At 64.7% G+C, this 13,870-nt stretch carries 16 protein-coding genes; 3 read left to right on the plus strand and 13 right to left on the minus strand.

Annotated elements, in window-relative coordinates; all coding sequences use genetic code 11:
• Positions 1-500 (plus strand): DUF5413 family protein (locus AC628_RS44050; RefSeq protein ID WP_168193399.1); only part of this gene is annotated, 500 nt, incomplete at its 5' end.
• A 122-nt stretch (positions 501-622) separates the two neighbouring features.
• Here AC628_RS44050 and AC628_RS18245 read toward each other — a convergent pair.
• The 13 genes from AC628_RS18245 to AC628_RS18300 form a co-directional block, all read right to left on the minus strand.
• Positions 623-1,678, minus strand: a complete 1,056-nt coding sequence (locus tag AC628_RS18245) for a YeeE/YedE family protein (protein ID WP_074128156.1) — start codon at positions 1,676-1,678, stop codon at positions 623-625.
• 110 nt (positions 1,679-1,788) lie between these two features.
• Entirely contained in the window at positions 1,789-2,823 is a 1,035-nt protein-coding gene (locus AC628_RS18250; RefSeq protein WP_245321217.1) for a quinone oxidoreductase family protein, read from the minus strand.
• A gap of 76 nt (positions 2,824-2,899) precedes the next feature.
• A complete protein-coding gene (gene iaaH, locus AC628_RS18255) occupies positions 2,900-4,330 on the minus strand; it encodes an indoleacetamide hydrolase (RefSeq protein ID WP_074128157.1) in 1,431 nt (476 codons plus the stop codon).
• A 36-nt stretch (positions 4,331-4,366) separates the two neighbouring features.
• On the minus strand, positions 4,367-5,698 hold the full coding sequence (gene paaK, locus AC628_RS18260) for a phenylacetate--CoA ligase PaaK (RefSeq protein WP_074128158.1): 1,332 nt from the start codon (positions 5,696-5,698) through the stop codon (positions 4,367-4,369).
• 18 nt (positions 5,699-5,716) lie between these two features.
• Positions 5,717-6,172 carry a hydroxyphenylacetyl-CoA thioesterase PaaI gene (gene paaI / locus AC628_RS18265; protein ID WP_074128159.1) on the minus strand — a complete coding sequence of 152 codons (456 nt, stop codon included), beginning with the start codon at positions 6,170-6,172 and terminating at the stop codon, positions 5,717-5,719.
• 94 nt (positions 6,173-6,266) lie between these two features.
• The gene (gene paaE / locus AC628_RS18270; protein ID WP_210190221.1) at positions 6,267-7,349 is read right to left on the minus strand and encodes a 1,2-phenylacetyl-CoA epoxidase subunit PaaE; all 1,083 of its coding nucleotides are present in this window, start codon (positions 7,347-7,349) and stop codon (positions 6,267-6,269) included.
• 124 nt (positions 7,350-7,473) lie between these two features.
• Entirely contained in the window at positions 7,474-7,977 is a 504-nt protein-coding gene (gene paaD / locus AC628_RS18275) for a 1,2-phenylacetyl-CoA epoxidase subunit PaaD (RefSeq protein WP_074128160.1), read from the minus strand.
• A complete protein-coding gene (paaC, locus tag AC628_RS18280; RefSeq protein ID WP_502689748.1) occupies positions 7,971-8,708 on the minus strand; it encodes a 1,2-phenylacetyl-CoA epoxidase subunit PaaC in 738 nt (245 codons plus the stop codon). The genes paaD and paaC overlap by 7 nt, the downstream gene beginning before the upstream one ends.
• Complete coding sequence (locus AC628_RS46155) at positions 8,672-8,755, minus strand: CGNR zinc finger domain-containing protein (protein WP_502689749.1); 84 nt, start codon at positions 8,753-8,755, stop codon at positions 8,672-8,674. The genes paaC and AC628_RS46155 overlap by 37 nt, the downstream gene beginning before the upstream one ends.
• A gap of 109 nt (positions 8,756-8,864) precedes the next feature.
• On the minus strand, positions 8,865-9,152 hold the full coding sequence (gene paaB / locus AC628_RS18285; RefSeq protein WP_024579339.1) for a 1,2-phenylacetyl-CoA epoxidase subunit PaaB: 288 nt from the start codon (positions 9,150-9,152) through the stop codon (positions 8,865-8,867).
• Between the two features lie 13 nt (positions 9,153-9,165).
• The gene (gene paaA / locus AC628_RS18290) at positions 9,166-10,158 is read right to left on the minus strand and encodes a 1,2-phenylacetyl-CoA epoxidase subunit PaaA (protein WP_050626131.1); all 993 of its coding nucleotides are present in this window, start codon (positions 10,156-10,158) and stop codon (positions 9,166-9,168) included.
• 74 nt (positions 10,159-10,232) lie between these two features.
• Positions 10,233-11,102 (minus strand): phenylacetic acid degradation operon negative regulatory protein PaaX, encoded by an 870-nt coding sequence (gene paaX, locus AC628_RS18295; RefSeq protein WP_074128193.1) that lies wholly within the window; start codon positions 11,100-11,102, stop codon positions 10,233-10,235.
• A gap of 291 nt (positions 11,103-11,393) precedes the next feature.
• The gene (locus AC628_RS18300) at positions 11,394-11,807 is read right to left on the minus strand and encodes a DUF3775 domain-containing protein (RefSeq protein WP_074128162.1); all 414 of its coding nucleotides are present in this window, start codon (positions 11,805-11,807) and stop codon (positions 11,394-11,396) included.
• A 120-nt stretch (positions 11,808-11,927) separates the two neighbouring features.
• Between AC628_RS18300 and AC628_RS18305 the strand changes: the two genes are divergently transcribed.
• Positions 11,928-12,776, plus strand: a complete 849-nt coding sequence (locus tag AC628_RS18305; protein WP_074128163.1) for an MBL fold metallo-hydrolase — start codon at positions 11,928-11,930, stop codon at positions 12,774-12,776.
• A 140-nt stretch (positions 12,777-12,916) separates the two neighbouring features.
• On the plus strand, positions 12,917-13,759 hold the full coding sequence (locus AC628_RS18310) for a fumarylacetoacetate hydrolase family protein (protein ID WP_074128194.1): 843 nt from the start codon (positions 12,917-12,919) through the stop codon (positions 13,757-13,759).
• Positions 13,760-13,870 lie beyond the last annotated feature (111 nt).

Here is a 13,870-nt window from a genome sequence, read left to right on the forward strand (position 1 = left end):
TAATCGAAGGCTTCAGCCACTTCGTTACCTCCATGACTGCTCCGATTGCTTCCGGCTGGAGCGTTTGCCGGGTGGGGTTTGCACCCACTGGAAAGCGCCGCCTTCTCACGGCGCACACCCGAAGCGGACATTTGAACAGCATCGCGACAGTATTCGGACCAAGTCTCGGTCTGCTCGTCTCTTTAATCTTCGGTCGCGGTAACGCGAAAGACGTAACTTCAGACACCTTTGTAATCTTGCTTTTGGTTGTCTATCTGAACGGCCTCGTTCCGGCTTTGATAACTGCCGCCTTCGATGGCTATTTAGATCGCAGAGTGAAGGGCATCTCAAAGTGGTTGCTTGCGGGAAGCTTTGGCTATGTTGTTGCCTACGTGAACATACTCGTTCCTCTGTTGGTGTATGATCCTAAGTGGGGCCTCGTTGGTGCCATTCCTGCCGTGATCTGTTCAGCTCTTACCGATCAAGTAATCGGCTCTGCCAAAGATTTCGCACGCGCATGATTTTGGACTTCCGTTGTTGGCCCTTAGCGGACGTTCACTCAGGCATATTCAATGTCAGCTTTTGACGGCAATCCGGAATCTCGCAATCCCCGCACGCGGGTACCCGATTCAGATTTATCGCTTCATGCCGTCGCGAGAGGCCTGACCCGAAGCGCGCCGCGCAGGCCGGCGCCGGTGCCGAGCATGATGCCGGCGATGGCGATGAAGGACGACAGCGACAGCGTCGACAATCCGGTCAGCCCCTGCCCGACCGAGCAGCCGAACGCCATCACGCCGCCCGCGCCCATCAGGGCGGCGCCGCTGGCCGAGCGCAGCATGTGCTGCGGCGACCGATAGCCTTCGAGTTCGAAGCGTCCGGTGGCAATCGCCGTGAGCAGGCTGCCGGCGAACACGCCGAACACGGTGACAATGCCGAAATTGAGCGTCGAGCCGGTCGACAGCATGACGTATTGCAGCGCGTCGGCGATCGGGGCGATGAAGGTCAGCGACGTCACCGGCACCGGATTGAAATCATCGGCGCCGAGATAGCCGGTCGCGTACCAGCCGCCTGCGACCAGCAGGCCGACGATCAAGCCGGCTGCGATCTGACCCGGCGACTTGCGGAACGGGGCATGGGCAAAGGCAAAAATGATCAGGGCGGCTGATAGCACCGAAGCCGCCACCATCCGCGCCGGTATTGCGCCAAGGCCGCTGGCCGTCAGCAGGGCCGGCACCGAATTGGCTGATACCGTGGCCTGCGAGGCCTGCACCATCGCGATCCGGGCCGGGGCGATCAGGCCCTTCAGCGTCATCTCAGCGAAGATGCCGAGCACGATCACGACCACGAAGGAGCGCAAGTTGCCGCGCCCGAGCAGCACCAGCGCCCGCGAGCCGCAGCCGTTCGACAGCACCATGCCGTACCCGAACAGCAGCCCGCCGAGGAACATCACCGGCGCCGAGAACGACGGTTGCAGATAGATCGACTTGCCGAGATCGACGAGACCGGCCGCCGCCAGCAGTTGCGAGGCCGCGATCGCAACGCCCATCGCCAGCGCGTAGGTGCGCACGAGGCGGCCATCGCCCTCGGCCCACCAGCCGCGCAGCCCGCTCATCATGCAGAAGCCGCTGACGAGCCCGACCGAACCATAGATCACGCCGATGATCAGGGCGGCGAGGATGACGATCGTGGCGGGGTCCATGACAAGCCTTCAATTGCCTTCGTCATTGCGAGCGAAGCGAAGCAATCCATACTATCACACGGGGAGAGAATGGATTGCTTCGTCGCTCCGCTCCTCGCAATGACGGTGAACTATGGCCGCAAAATCACGCGGTCGCGCGACGAGCCTGCGACGGCAACGAACGCCGCCTTGGCCTGTTCCAGCGGATAGATCGCACTCTGCTTGATCGGAAACGGCTTCAGATGCCCGCTGGCAAAGCCCGGCGCGAGCTCGCGCAACACCTCACCGGTCGCAACCGACGAGAACGCGAGCGTGTCGATCCCGACATAGGTGTGCTGGCCCCGATAGAATTCGAGAATGTTGAACTGCACGATGCGGTCGACCGCCGCGATCAGGATCTGGCGGCCGCGCAGCGCCAGCGACTTGTGCGCGGCCTGGAAATAGGGATCGCCGACCGTGTTGTAGACGATGTCGGCACCCTTGCCGCCGGTCAGCTCGCGCACCCGCGCCGCGACATCGGTGGCAGAGGCATCGATCACCTCGACCGGCGCATTGCTGTGACCCTCATAGGGCTCGCTCTTGCGCACCACGCCGATCGCGCGCGCGCCGTGCCAGCTCGCGATCTGCACCGCGGCCTGGCCGACCTTGCCGTTGACACCCATCACGAGAACGGTCTCGCCCGGCTTCGGCAGACCGGCGCGGCGCAGGCCTTCCATCGCGGTGACGAAGGGCACACCGATCCCGGCGGCTTCGTCCCAGGAAATGCCGGCGGGCTTTTCCACCACGGCATCGGCTTCGACCACCAGATGAGTAGCGTGGGTGCCATCGCGCCGGATGCCGAGGTCGCCGGACGAGCCGAACACCTCACGGCCGATCAGGCCTGAAGGCCCGTCGATTACGACGCCCGCATAGTCGCGGCCAGACGTGCGCGGGAACACAGCATAGGGCATCAGCCCGGTCGCGGCCTTGACATCGGACGGATTGACCGCCGCCGCCCTCACCGAGATCAGGACATCGTTGTCGCCGCGCGACAGCACATGCGTCTCGACCACCGGCGCCACCGCGGCAGCATTCTCCGCCTTCGTCAGCAGGCGGACGCAGCGGGCGTCGACGGGTTGACGATTTGCTTGCGGGGCCGACGGCATCAGCATTCCAGTCCCGGTCATGGGGTGGCCTGATGGCCTCAGGCCATGACTAATCGACTGACCGATCAATTCAAGGGGCTTGTTGCCGCCGGTCGTGTCAGAGCTTCGGCGGCGGGGCCGTGCCCAGGATCGCCTCGATCGACAGGCCAAGCCCGAGCAGCCTGGCATCGCTGCCCACGGGACCATCGAGCTCGAGCCCAACCGGCAGGCCATCAGGCGTCATGCCGGCATAAAGCGACAGCCCGGGCAAGCCGGCATTGCTGCCGGGATCGGTGTTGCGGATCATGGTGCCGAAGGTCGGCACCGGCTCGCCGCCGTTGACCGACATCTCGCCGGACCCGATCTTCTCGTCGATGAGTGGCGCCGGCGCGACCGTGGTCGGAAACAGGATGGCGTCCAGTTCGTTGTGGCTGAGATAGGCGGCATAGATCGCCTGCAGCGCCGGCCGCTGCACCTTGATCGCATCGTCATAGGCGGCACCGAAGGCGTCCGCGGTGATGGCGCCGAAAGCGCCGACGACGTCGGGACTGGCGACACCGGCCGCGATATCGGACAGCGTGATCCCTTCGATCCCGGAGGCGGCGAGCCAGGCCGGGATGTCGGCGATCGGCTCATGCAGCGCGACCACGAACGACACCTTGCCGTTCTGCTCGAACAGGTCCGGCATATCGACATCGACCAGCGCGGCGCCGGCCGCCGTGAGCCGGGCACAGGCCGCGCGGGCAACGGTCTCGACATCGCGATCGAGGCCGCCCCAGAAACAGGCGGGAATGCCGAGACGCACGCCGCGTAGCGGAATGGCTGCGGCCTGCGGCGTGCCTGATATCACGGCGTCGAGAAGCGCGACATCGGCGACCGTGCGTCCCATCGGGCCGACGGTGTCGCGGGTATGGCTGATCGGAACCACCTGGTTGTCGTCGTGGTAGCGCCGCTCGGCGCCGCCATTACCGACCGAAGGCCGCAGCCCCACGGTCCCCGTTAGCGCCGCCGGCACGCGGGTTGAGCCGCCAGTATCAGATCCGAGCCCACAAGTGGCGATCCGCGCGGCGATCGCCGCCGACGTTCCGCCCGACGACCCGCCCGGAATGCGGCTGGTGTCGTAGGGATTCCGCACCGGTCCCGCGAAGGGTGCGAGATTGGTGCTGGTGATGCCGAAAGCGAGCTCGTGCAGGTTGGTCTTGCCGATGACGACAGCGCCGGCATCGAGCAGCTTTTGCAGCGACGGCGCATTGCGCACAGGCCGGGCGTGCTGCAGTGCCGGCGTGCCGCCCGATGTCGGCATATCTGATGTGTTGATGTTATCCTTGACGACGATGGGGAGACCGGCCAGCGCGCCGGTCCGTTTCCCGGCATCGACCTCGCGCGCCGCGGCCAGCGCACCGTCGCGGTTCAGCACGATGAAGGCATTGAGGTGCTTGAGCCGCTCGGCACGATCGAGCGCCGCCTCGACGACGCTGACTGCCGTGACTTTCCTGTCGCGGATATCGGCGGCGATTTCCGCAGCGGTTGCTTCGTTGGTATCGGCCATGGAAACCCCGCGCCCCCTTGGATTGCGGGCGAGAGGCTATTCTTTCGGCCGCTTGTCGTAAACCCGTTTCGCCTTGCCGAGCGAACGTTCCAGCGTCTCGGGCGCGACGACACGGACGCGGGTGGAGATGCCGATCGTGTTCTTGATGAACGCGGATACCTTCTCGGCATGCGCCGTGAGCCCTGCGCCGTCCCAGCTCTCGGGCCGGGCTTCGGCGAGCACCGTCATCTCGTCCATGCGGCCCTCGCGGGTCAGCTCGATCACGAAATGGCCGCCGCACCAGTCGGTCGCCAGCAGCGCTTCCTCGATCTGGGTCGGAAACACGTTGACGCCGCGCAGGATGATCATGTCGTCGGAGCGGCCGGTCACCTTCTCCATCCGCCGCATGCCGGGCCGGGCCGTGCCGGGCAACAGCCGCGTCAGGTCGCGGGTGCGGTAGCGGATGATCGGGAAGGCTTCCTTGGTGAGCGAGGTGAATACCAACTCACCCTTCTCGCCGTCACCGAGCACCTTGCCGGTCAGGGGATCGATCACCTCGGGATAGAAATGATCCTCCCAGATGTGCAGGCCGTCCTTGGTCTCCACGCATTCCTGCGCGACGCCGGGGCCGATCACCTCCGACAGGCCGTAGATGTCGGTCGCGTCCATGTCGAAGGCCTGCTCGATCTCGACGCGCATCGCGTTGGTCCAGGGCTCGGCGCCGAAGATGCCGAACTTGAGCGACGATTTGCGCGGGTCGAGGCCCTGCCGCTTGAACTCGTCGAGGATCGCCAGCATGTAGCTCGGCGTCACCGTGATGATGTCGGGCCGGAAGTCGTTGATGATCTGCACCTGTCGTTCGGTCATGCCGCCGGAGATCGGGATGACCGTGCAGCCGAGCCGCTCGGCGCCGTAATGCGCGCCGAGGCCGCCGGTGAACAGGCCATAGCCGTAGGCGTTGTGCATCAGCATGCCCTTGCGGCCGCCGGCGGCGCGGATCGAGCGCGCCATCACATCGGCCCAGGTGTCGATGTCGGCTTTGGTGTAGCCGACCACAATCGGTTTGCCGGTTGTGCCCGAGGAGGCATGGACCCGCACCAGCTGCTCGCGCGGCACCGCGAACATGTTGAAAGGATAGTTGTCGCGCAGATCGGTCTTCACCGCGAAGGGAAATTTGGCGAGATCGGAAAGCTGCTTGAAGTCTGTGGGGTGCACGCCCGCGGCGTCGAAGCTCTTCTTGTAGTGCGCGACGTTGTCATAGGCGTGCTTGAGCGACCAGGCGAGCCGCTTGGTCTGCAACGCCATGATCTCGTCGCGCGAGGCGCGTTCAGCCGCATCCAGCTCGGCGCGGTAGCCGCTGTCACTAACCTTGAGCTTTGCCGTTGCCATCGACGTTTCCTCTGAGCCTTATGCCTTGATGTCCAGCTCGGGCAGCCAGGTGCCCGGTATCACGCGCGAATGTCCGCGGAACTCAGCGATCACGCTGTCGCCGACGGTGACGCGCACGTCGTAGATTCCCGAGCGGCCGCTGCGTGAGATCTCGCGCGCGGTCGCGACCAGCCGGTCGCCAAGCTTTCCGGGCCGGATAAAGGTGACGTTGCCCTGCGCCGCGACCGCGCGATCGTTATGGCTGTTGCAGGCAAAGGCGAAGGCTGAATCCGCGAGCGTAAAGATGTAGCCGCCGTGGCAGATGCGCTGGCCGTTGACCATGTGCGGCTGCACGGTCATCGCCATCGTCGCGTGCCCCGGCTTGATCTCGACAAGCTCCATGCCGAGACCCTTGCTGGCGTCGTCTTCCTTCCACATCGCATCCGCGCAGGCGCGGGCGACATCCTCCGGCGATAGCGTGGCCTTCACGTTCACATCGAACTCCCTGTGCGCGGGCCCGTTGCGACGGACCTCTTGGTGTCACATTAGTGTTGGGCGCGACACCTTGGGTGTCAATGCGCGAGCAGAATTAGACGTGGTCGTAATCGACCACGACCTTTTCCGAGCACGGCTTGGCCTGGCAGGTGAGGATGAACCCCGCCTTCAGCTCCCACGGCTCCAGCGAGTAGTTCAGATCCATCGGCGCCTCGCCTTCGACCAGCTTGGCGCGGCAGGTCGAGCACATGCCGCCCTTGCAGGCGAACGGCAGGTCCATGCCGGCGCGCAACGCGGCGTCGAGGATCGACTCGCCGTCGGCCACCGGCACCTCGCGGCGCTTGCCGTCGATGATCAGTCCGGCAATCGCCTTCGGCGGCGCGCCGGCGGGAACGACGACCTTCGGACGCGGCTTGCCGCCGAATTCCGAGACGAAGCGTTCGACATGAATGCGCTCGTCGGCGATGCCGACCTCGCGGCAGGTCGCCTCGATGGTCTCGCTCATCGCGGCCGGGCCGCAGACGAAAACATGATCGACGGTTGAGGCCGGCACCAGCGAGCGCAGCAGCACCCGCACCTTCTCGCCGTCGAGCCGGCCGTGCAGGATCGGGATGTCCTGCTCCTCGCCGGAGATCACATGGAAGACCGAGAGCCGCTGCATGAAGCGGTCCTTCAGCTCCTCCAGCGCCTCGCGGAACATGACGCCTTCGGTCGAGCGGTTGCCGTAGAACAGGAAGAACCGGCTGTCCGGCTCGCGCGCCAGCACGCCCTTGATGATCGAAAGGATCGGCGTGATGCCGCTGCCGGCGGCGAAGCCGACATAGGTCCGCGCCTCGCCAGGCGCGTGCGCGACGCCAAAGCGTCCGGTCGGCGTCATCACGTCGAGCTCGTCGCCGGCCTTCAATTCGTCGGCGGCCCAGTTCGAGAACGCGCCGCCGTCGACCTTCTTCACCGCAATGCGCAGCTCGCCGTCGTCGGGGCCGGAACAGATCGAGTAAGAGCGGCGGACTTCCTCGCCGTCCATCGTGGTGCGCAGCGTCAGATACTGGCCGGGCGTGAAGCGGTAGTCGCCCTGCAGATCGTCGGGGATCGCAAAGGTCATCGAGATGGCGTCCGACGCCTCACGGCGCAGATCGCTGACGGACAGACGGTGAAAGCGCGGGGTAAGGGACATCATCTATCTCCGCCGTCATTGCGAGGAGCGAAGCGACGAAGCAATCCATCGCTCCGCGAGTGAGGAAGCATGGATTGCTTCGCTTCGCTCGCAATGACGGAGTGCTTATTGACAGCGTCGAACATGGTCAATGACACTTGAAGTAATCGAAGGGTTCACGGCAGCTCTTGCAACGCCACAGCGCCTTGCAGGAGGTCGAGCCGAATTCGGACAGCAGTTCGGTATCGCCTGACCCGCATTGCGGGCACGTGACCTGCTGCTCGCCGAACAGCGCGCGGCGCGAGGAGCCCGGCAGCGGCGGCGCGATGCCGTATTCCCTGAGCTTGCGGCGGCCATCCTCGCTCATCCAGTCGGTGGTCCAGGCCGGCGACAGCACGGTACGGACCTTCGGCGCATGAATGCCTTCGCGCTCCAGCGCGAGCTCGATCTCGAGGGCGATCATGTTCATCGCCGGACAGCCGGAATAGGTCGGGGTGATCGCGACCTCGACACGGCCGTCGTGGACCGCGACATCGCGCAGCACGCCGAGATCGGCGATGGTCAGCACGGGGATTTCAGGATCGACCACCTGCGCGGCCGCGCTCCAGGCGCGCCGGCGCAGATCGGCATCGCTGAGCGCTGCGGTCACCATGTCGCCCCCGGAAAGGTCCGCTGCAGGGACTGCAATTCGCTGAGGAGATGGCCGAGATGCTCGCTATGGCTACCGACGCGGCCGCCCTGCTGCATCCAATCGCTCTTCGGCAACGCCAGCGTCGCCTCGTTGACGATGCCGGTCACGGTCTTCAACCAGCGCGACTTTAGCGTCGCCGGGTCGATCGCAATGCCGGCGTCGATCAGGCCGCGCTCACCGTCGTCGACCGCGAACATCTCGCCGGTATAAGCCCAGAGGTCGTCGATCGCATTCTGCGCACGGCGATGGCTCTCCTCGGTGCCGTCGCCGAGACGGACGATCCATTCCGACGAATGCCGCAGATGATAGGCGCTCTCCTTTTCCGACTTCGCCGCGATCGCAGCAAATGTCGGATCGGAGGATGCCATCATCGCGCGCCAGTACAGATCGGCGAATGCCGCGTAGAAGAACTGCCGCACCATGGTGCGGGCAAAGTCGCCGTTCGGCTGCTCGACCAGCAGGAGATTGCGATACTGCCGGACATCGCGCAGATAGGCGAACTTGTCTTCGTCGTTGCCGCGGCCTTCGACCTTCGCGGCATAGGTATAGAGCTCGCGCGCCTGACCGAGCAGGTCGAGCCCCATATTGGCGAGCGCCATGTCCTCTTCCATCGCCGGCGCATGGCCGCACCATTCGGACAGCCGATGGCCGAGGATCAGCGCATCGTCGGCGCGGCGCAGTGCATAGAGCACCAGCGGCGTTTCGGAGACCTCGATGTTGGCAACTGCCATTTGATCAACTCGCTGGTGTTTCGTCATTGCGAGGAGCGGAGCGACGAAGCAATCCACACTTGCTTCGCGGTCCGATGGATTGCTTCGCTGCGCTCGCAATGACGAGCGGAGGCGCGGTCACATATGCCCGACTTCGTCCGGGACGTCGTAGAAGGTCGGGTGGCGGTAGATCTTGGATTCCGCCGGCTCGAACATCATGCCCTTCTCGGACGGGTCGGATGCGGTGATCGCGTTCGAGGGCACGACCCAGATCGACAGCCCCTCGCCGCGGCGGGTGTAGATGTCGCGCGCGGCCTGCAGCGCCAGCGTCGAGTCCGCCGCGTGCAGCGAGCCGACATGCTTGTGGGCAAGGCCGTTGCGGCTGCGGATGAAGACTTCCCAGAGCGGAACGTTCGGCGTGGCCATCTCTAGCGCTCCCTTATTCTGCCGCTTGCGCGAGCTGGCGGCTCTTGCGCTTCTCGGCATAGGCCATCGCGGCCTCGCGCACCCAGGCGCCTTCCTCATGCGCCTTGCGGCGCGCGGCGAGGCGATCGCGGTTGCAGGGACCGTTGCCGGCCAGCACCTGCTTGAACTCGTCCCAGTCGATCGGGCTGTGCACCCAATTGCCGTTCTCGTTCTGCTTCATGCCGGGATCGGGAATGGTGAGCCCGAGGAACTCGGCCTGCGGCACGGTGGCGTCGATGAATTTCTGGCGCAGCTCGTCGTTGGAGAAGCGCTTGATCTTCCATTTGGTCGAGGTGTCGCTGTGCTGGCTGACCTGGTCCGGCGGGCCGAACATCATCAGCACCGGCCACCACCAGCGATCGAGCGCGTTCTGCGCCATCGCCTTCTGCTCGGCGGTGCCGCGGCACAGCGTCACCATGATCTCAAAGCCCTGGCGCTGGTGGAACGACTCTTCCTTGCAGACGCGGATCATCGCGCGCGCATACGGGCCATAGGAGCAGCGGCACAGCGGGATCTGGTTCATGATCGCCGCGCCGTCGACCAGCCAACCGATGGTGCCGATGTCGGCCCAGGTCAGGGTCGGGTAATTGAAGATCGAGGAGTATTTCGCCTTGCCCGAGAGCATCGCGTCGACCAGCTCCTCGCGCGAGGTGCCGAGCGTCTCGGCGGCGGCATAGAGATAGAGCCCGTGGCCGCATTCGTCCTGCACCTTGGCGAGCAGCGCGGCCTTTCGGCGCAGCGACGGTGCGCGGGTGATCCAATTGCCTTCGGGCAGCATGCCGACGATTTCGGAATGGGCGTGCTGGGAAATCTGCCGGGTCAGCGTCTTGCGGTAGGCGGCAGGCATCCAGTCGTTCGGCTCGATACGTTCGTCGGCATCGATGCGGGCCTGGAACTGACTGGCACGGGCAACATCCTCGACGCCGCGATCGTCGCCGTCGGATGAGTTGAGCGCCTGCGTATACATGGCCGACCTCCCTGTGTTGTTGGGTGGAAATATATAACACAATTCTCTAAATGCAAGATGTTTTTGTAATATGTTCAGATGCCCTCGAAACGGCGGACCACTGCCCCATTGGGCTTCGGCAGCGGCCCGTCCTCGTTGGTTGCGTGGTCGTCAAGCCATTGTTCCGACGGCGAAAGCAGCCCGCGATAGATCTCGCCGCAGAGTTTGCGCGCGGCCCTGCCCGGCCAATCCTTCGGCAACAGCTGATAGGGCAGCAGCGGATCGCGCAGCACGACCCGGCGGTAATGGTGGATCAGCAGGATGCGCGCGGTGAAGGCGTCGGCGTCGCTCAGCGTCTCGCCTCTCATGATCCAGCCATGCAGCGGCTCGAACGTCTTCATGAACTTCAGATAAGCGTCCGCGGTGCGATCGAGCGGCCAGCTCTCGCTGAGCAGCCGGCGCCCGCTGCCGTCTTCTGCGGAGACTTCAAGGCGGATCGCGCGCGATGCTTCGTCGGGGATCGGCACGCCTGACGGCGCGACCCACACGCCCGGCAGCGGGCTGCCGAAGCCGGCATTCTTCAATGCCTCGCGCGCGGCGTCGCGGTCCTCGGCATTGCCGATCAAGAGCAGCTCGAAGCGGCCGGTCCAGTCCGACGGCGGCGGATCGTAGATGTGCCTGGTCGCAGTGTCGAAGGTCTGCCGGCCCCTGGCGTTCAGCCGATAGAAACTGTTGCGGCCGACCTTGCTGCGCTCGAGCCAGCCGTCGGCCGCGAGCCGCGACATCGCGGTGCGCACCACATTGCCGTCGATGTCGAGCGACTTGAAGAATTCGAGCAGCGTGCCGAGCCACACCGCGCCGCCGCGCGGCACGATGGAATCGCCGAACACGGTGATGATGATCGAGCCGGTGCGGGACGGCTCGCGCTTCAACTGATCGACGATGCGGACAAGCGGCTGCGGCATGCCCAACGCATAGCGCGTTTTGTCGATCCACGACAATGTCGCCGCAAACGTAGCCCGGATGGAGCGCAGCGCAATCCGGGGTGTTTCGTGGCCAGGTCCGTCCCGGATTGCGCGGAGCCTGTCATCGGGCGCGCGTTCGCGCGACCCGTTGGCTCCATCCGGGCTACGCACTCCACGATTGCCGCGAGAGACGACTCGCGGAGACTCCCCCTCACCCGGATCGCATCTGCGATGCGATCCGACCTCTCCCCGCAAGCGGGGCGAGGTAAGGAGAACAGCGCGCTTCTGCTCCTACTGGATCGGCGTGATGCGCTCGTCGGCGGGCGCGAGGCCGAACTCGTCGAGCCCTTCGGCAAGGAAATCGCCGAGCATCGGCTCGCCCAATAGATAGCTCGCGGTGCGGCCGTTGCGGCCGCGCGCAGCTTCGCGACGAAGATCGGCCCATTCCTCGATCGTGCCGTCGCCGCGGCCGAGCCGCATCAAGGCGACGAGGTCGACCTGCTCGTCCTCGCTCAGCGCGTCGATGAAGCCTGTGATCTCGCGCGCCACCGGATCGCTGCCGTCATCCTCCAGCACGTCGATCATCTCGTCGTCGGCGCCGTTCGAGCCGGAGTCCGGATCGACGATCCCCTCCTTGACGTCGAATTCCCGCGCCTTCTCGATCAAGAAGCCAACTTTTTCGGGGGAGATTGTGAGTTCCGGCATGCGCGCACTCCTTCGTCCAACGAGGCGGTAACGCAGGAGGCGCCGACTTGATCCATTGCGCCGCCGCGCGGAAACCCGCATGGTCCGGTGAGAGAAACAAAAAAACAGAGGGCACGCCGCATGCATTGGACCGTAGGCAAGGTCAGGATCACAAAAGTCGTCGAACTCGAGACCGTCGGCAGCACGCGCTTCATCCTGCCGCTCGCCGGCCGGGAAGAGATCCAGAGTCTGCCCTGGCTGATCCCGCATTTCGCCAACGAGGACGGCCGGCTGAAGATGTCGATCCATTCGCTGCTGGTAGAGACGCCGGAGCACCGCATCATCGTCGACACCGGGCTCGGCAACGACAAGCAAGGCCGCAATGTGCCGACCTGGAACAACCGCAGCGATCCGTTCCTTGAGAAGCTGACCGCGGCCGGCTTTACCCCTGACAGCATCGACATCGTGCTGTGCACGCATCTGCATGTCGACCATGTCGGCTGGAACACGAAACTCGCCAGCGGCAAATGGGTGCCGACTTTCGCCAATGCGCGTTACGTGTTCGGCAAGACCGAATACGAGCATTGGCGCGACCACAGCGACGATCCGGCGCATGCCGCCGTTTTCGCCGATTCAGTGAAGCCGATCGCGGATGCCGGCAAGGCCGAGTTGGTGCCGAGCGATCACCGCCTGACCGAGGAGATCACGCTGATCCCGACGCCAGGTCACAGCCCCGGCCACATGAGCATCCACATCAAGTCGGCCGGCGAGGAAGGGCTATTGACCGGCGACGTCGCCCATCATCCCTGCCAGATGTACCACCTCGACTGGTCGTCGACCGCGGATTCCGACCAGAAGCAATCGGCGGTGACGCGGCGCGAGCTGTTCTCGCGCTTTGCCGACACGCCGACGCTGGTGATCGGCGGGCATTTCAACGCCGGCCACATCAAGCGCGATGGCGACGCCTTCAGGTTCGTCGCACTGGGATGACCGGCCCGAAGTGGCCTTGAAATAAGGCTTGGCTGCAATGCAGCGCGCTCATGGCGGTTGAATTTCCGCCCGCGCTGTTCCATGAAGCGTGTCGAGGTATACCAGTAACAATCCTCAAGACACCGTAGGGAGTGATCAACATGAAGCTTGTTCGTTATGGCGAAAAGGGTGCGGAAAAGCCCGGTCTGATCGATAAATCCGGCCAGCTCCGCGACCTCTCGGCCCATCTGAAGGACCTGACCGGCGAAGCCTACGCGCCGGAATCCCTGAAGAAGCTTTCTGCCCTCGATCCCGCCTCCCTGCCCGCCGTCTCAGGCAAGCCGCGCTTCGGCGCCCCCGTCACCGGCATTTCGAAGTTCGTCGCGATCGGCCTCAACTATTCCGACCACGCCAAGGAAACCGGGGCGGCGATCCCGACCGAACCGATCATCTTCATGAAGGCGAACACCTCGCTGTCCGGCCCGAATGATGCGGTCGAGAAGCCGCGCGGCTCGACCAAGCTGGACTGGGAAGTCGAGATCGCCGCGATCGTCGGCACCCGCGCCAAGTACGTCTCGGAAGCCGATGCGCTCAATTACGTCGCCGGCTATTGCGTCTGCAACGACGTCTCCGAGCGCAACTTCCAGACCGAGCGCCTCGGACAATGGACCAAGGGCAAGTCACACGACACGTTCGGTCCGGTCGGTCCGTGGCTCGCCACCAAGGACGAGATCGCCGACGTGCAGAACCTGTCGATGTGGCTCGACGTCAACGGCCAGCGCCGCCAGACCGGCTCGACCAAGACCATGATCTTCACGATGGCGAAGTGCATTTCCTACGTCTCGCAGTTCATGACGCTGCTGCCCGGCGACATCATCACCACAGGCACCCCGCCCGGCGTCGGCCTTGGCATGAAGCCGCCGACCTTCCTCAATGTCGGCGACGTCGTGACGCTCGGCATCGAGGGCCTCGGCGAGCAGCGCCAGGAAATCGTCGCGGCTTGAGGTTCGGTGCCGAACACCGGTGCGACCACGTCATTGCGAGCGAAGCGAAGCAATCCATCTATCCAACCAAGCGGATGAATGGATTGCTTCGTCGCTTCGCTCCTCGCAATG

Source organism: Bradyrhizobium sp. NAS96.2 (assembly GCF_001908235.1).
GTDB lineage: Bacteria > Pseudomonadota > Alphaproteobacteria > Rhizobiales > Xanthobacteraceae > Bradyrhizobium.

What these genes read in the sequence shown, in the direction of transcription:
- AC628_RS18245 (WP_074128156.1), bottom strand. Translation starts at nt 1,678, where the DNA reads ATGGACCCCGCCACGATCGTCATCCTCGCCGCCCTGATCATCGGCGTG.
- AC628_RS18250 (WP_245321217.1), bottom strand. Translation starts at nt 2,823, where the DNA reads ATGACCGGGACTGGAATGCTGATGCCGTCGGCCCCGCAAGCAAATCGT.
- iaaH (WP_074128157.1), bottom strand. Translation starts at nt 4,330, where the DNA reads ATGGCCGATACCAACGAAGCAACCGCTGCGGAAATCGCCGCCGATATC.
- paaK (WP_074128158.1), bottom strand. Translation starts at nt 5,698, where the DNA reads ATGGCAACGGCAAAGCTCAAGGTTAGTGACAGCGGCTACCGCGCCGAG.
- paaE (WP_210190221.1), bottom strand. Translation starts at nt 7,349, where the DNA reads ATGATGTCCCTTACCCCGCGCTTTCACCGTCTGTCCGTCAGCGATCTG.
- paaD (WP_074128160.1), bottom strand. Translation starts at nt 7,977, where the DNA reads ATGGTGACCGCAGCGCTCAGCGATGCCGATCTGCGCCGGCGCGCCTGG.
- paaB (WP_024579339.1), bottom strand. Translation starts at nt 9,152, where the DNA reads ATGGCCACGCCGAACGTTCCGCTCTGGGAAGTCTTCATCCGCAGCCGC.
- paaA (WP_050626131.1), bottom strand. Translation starts at nt 10,158, where the DNA reads ATGTATACGCAGGCGCTCAACTCATCCGACGGCGACGATCGCGGCGTC.
- paaX (WP_074128193.1), bottom strand. Translation starts at nt 11,102, where the DNA reads ATGCCGCAGCCGCTTGTCCGCATCGTCGATCAGTTGAAGCGCGAGCCG.
- AC628_RS18300 (WP_074128162.1), bottom strand. Translation starts at nt 11,807, where the DNA reads ATGCCGGAACTCACAATCTCCCCCGAAAAAGTTGGCTTCTTGATCGAG.
- AC628_RS18305 (WP_074128163.1), top strand. Translation starts at nt 11,928, where the DNA reads ATGCATTGGACCGTAGGCAAGGTCAGGATCACAAAAGTCGTCGAACTC.
- AC628_RS18310 (WP_074128194.1), top strand. Translation starts at nt 12,917, where the DNA reads ATGAAGCTTGTTCGTTATGGCGAAAAGGGTGCGGAAAAGCCCGGTCTG.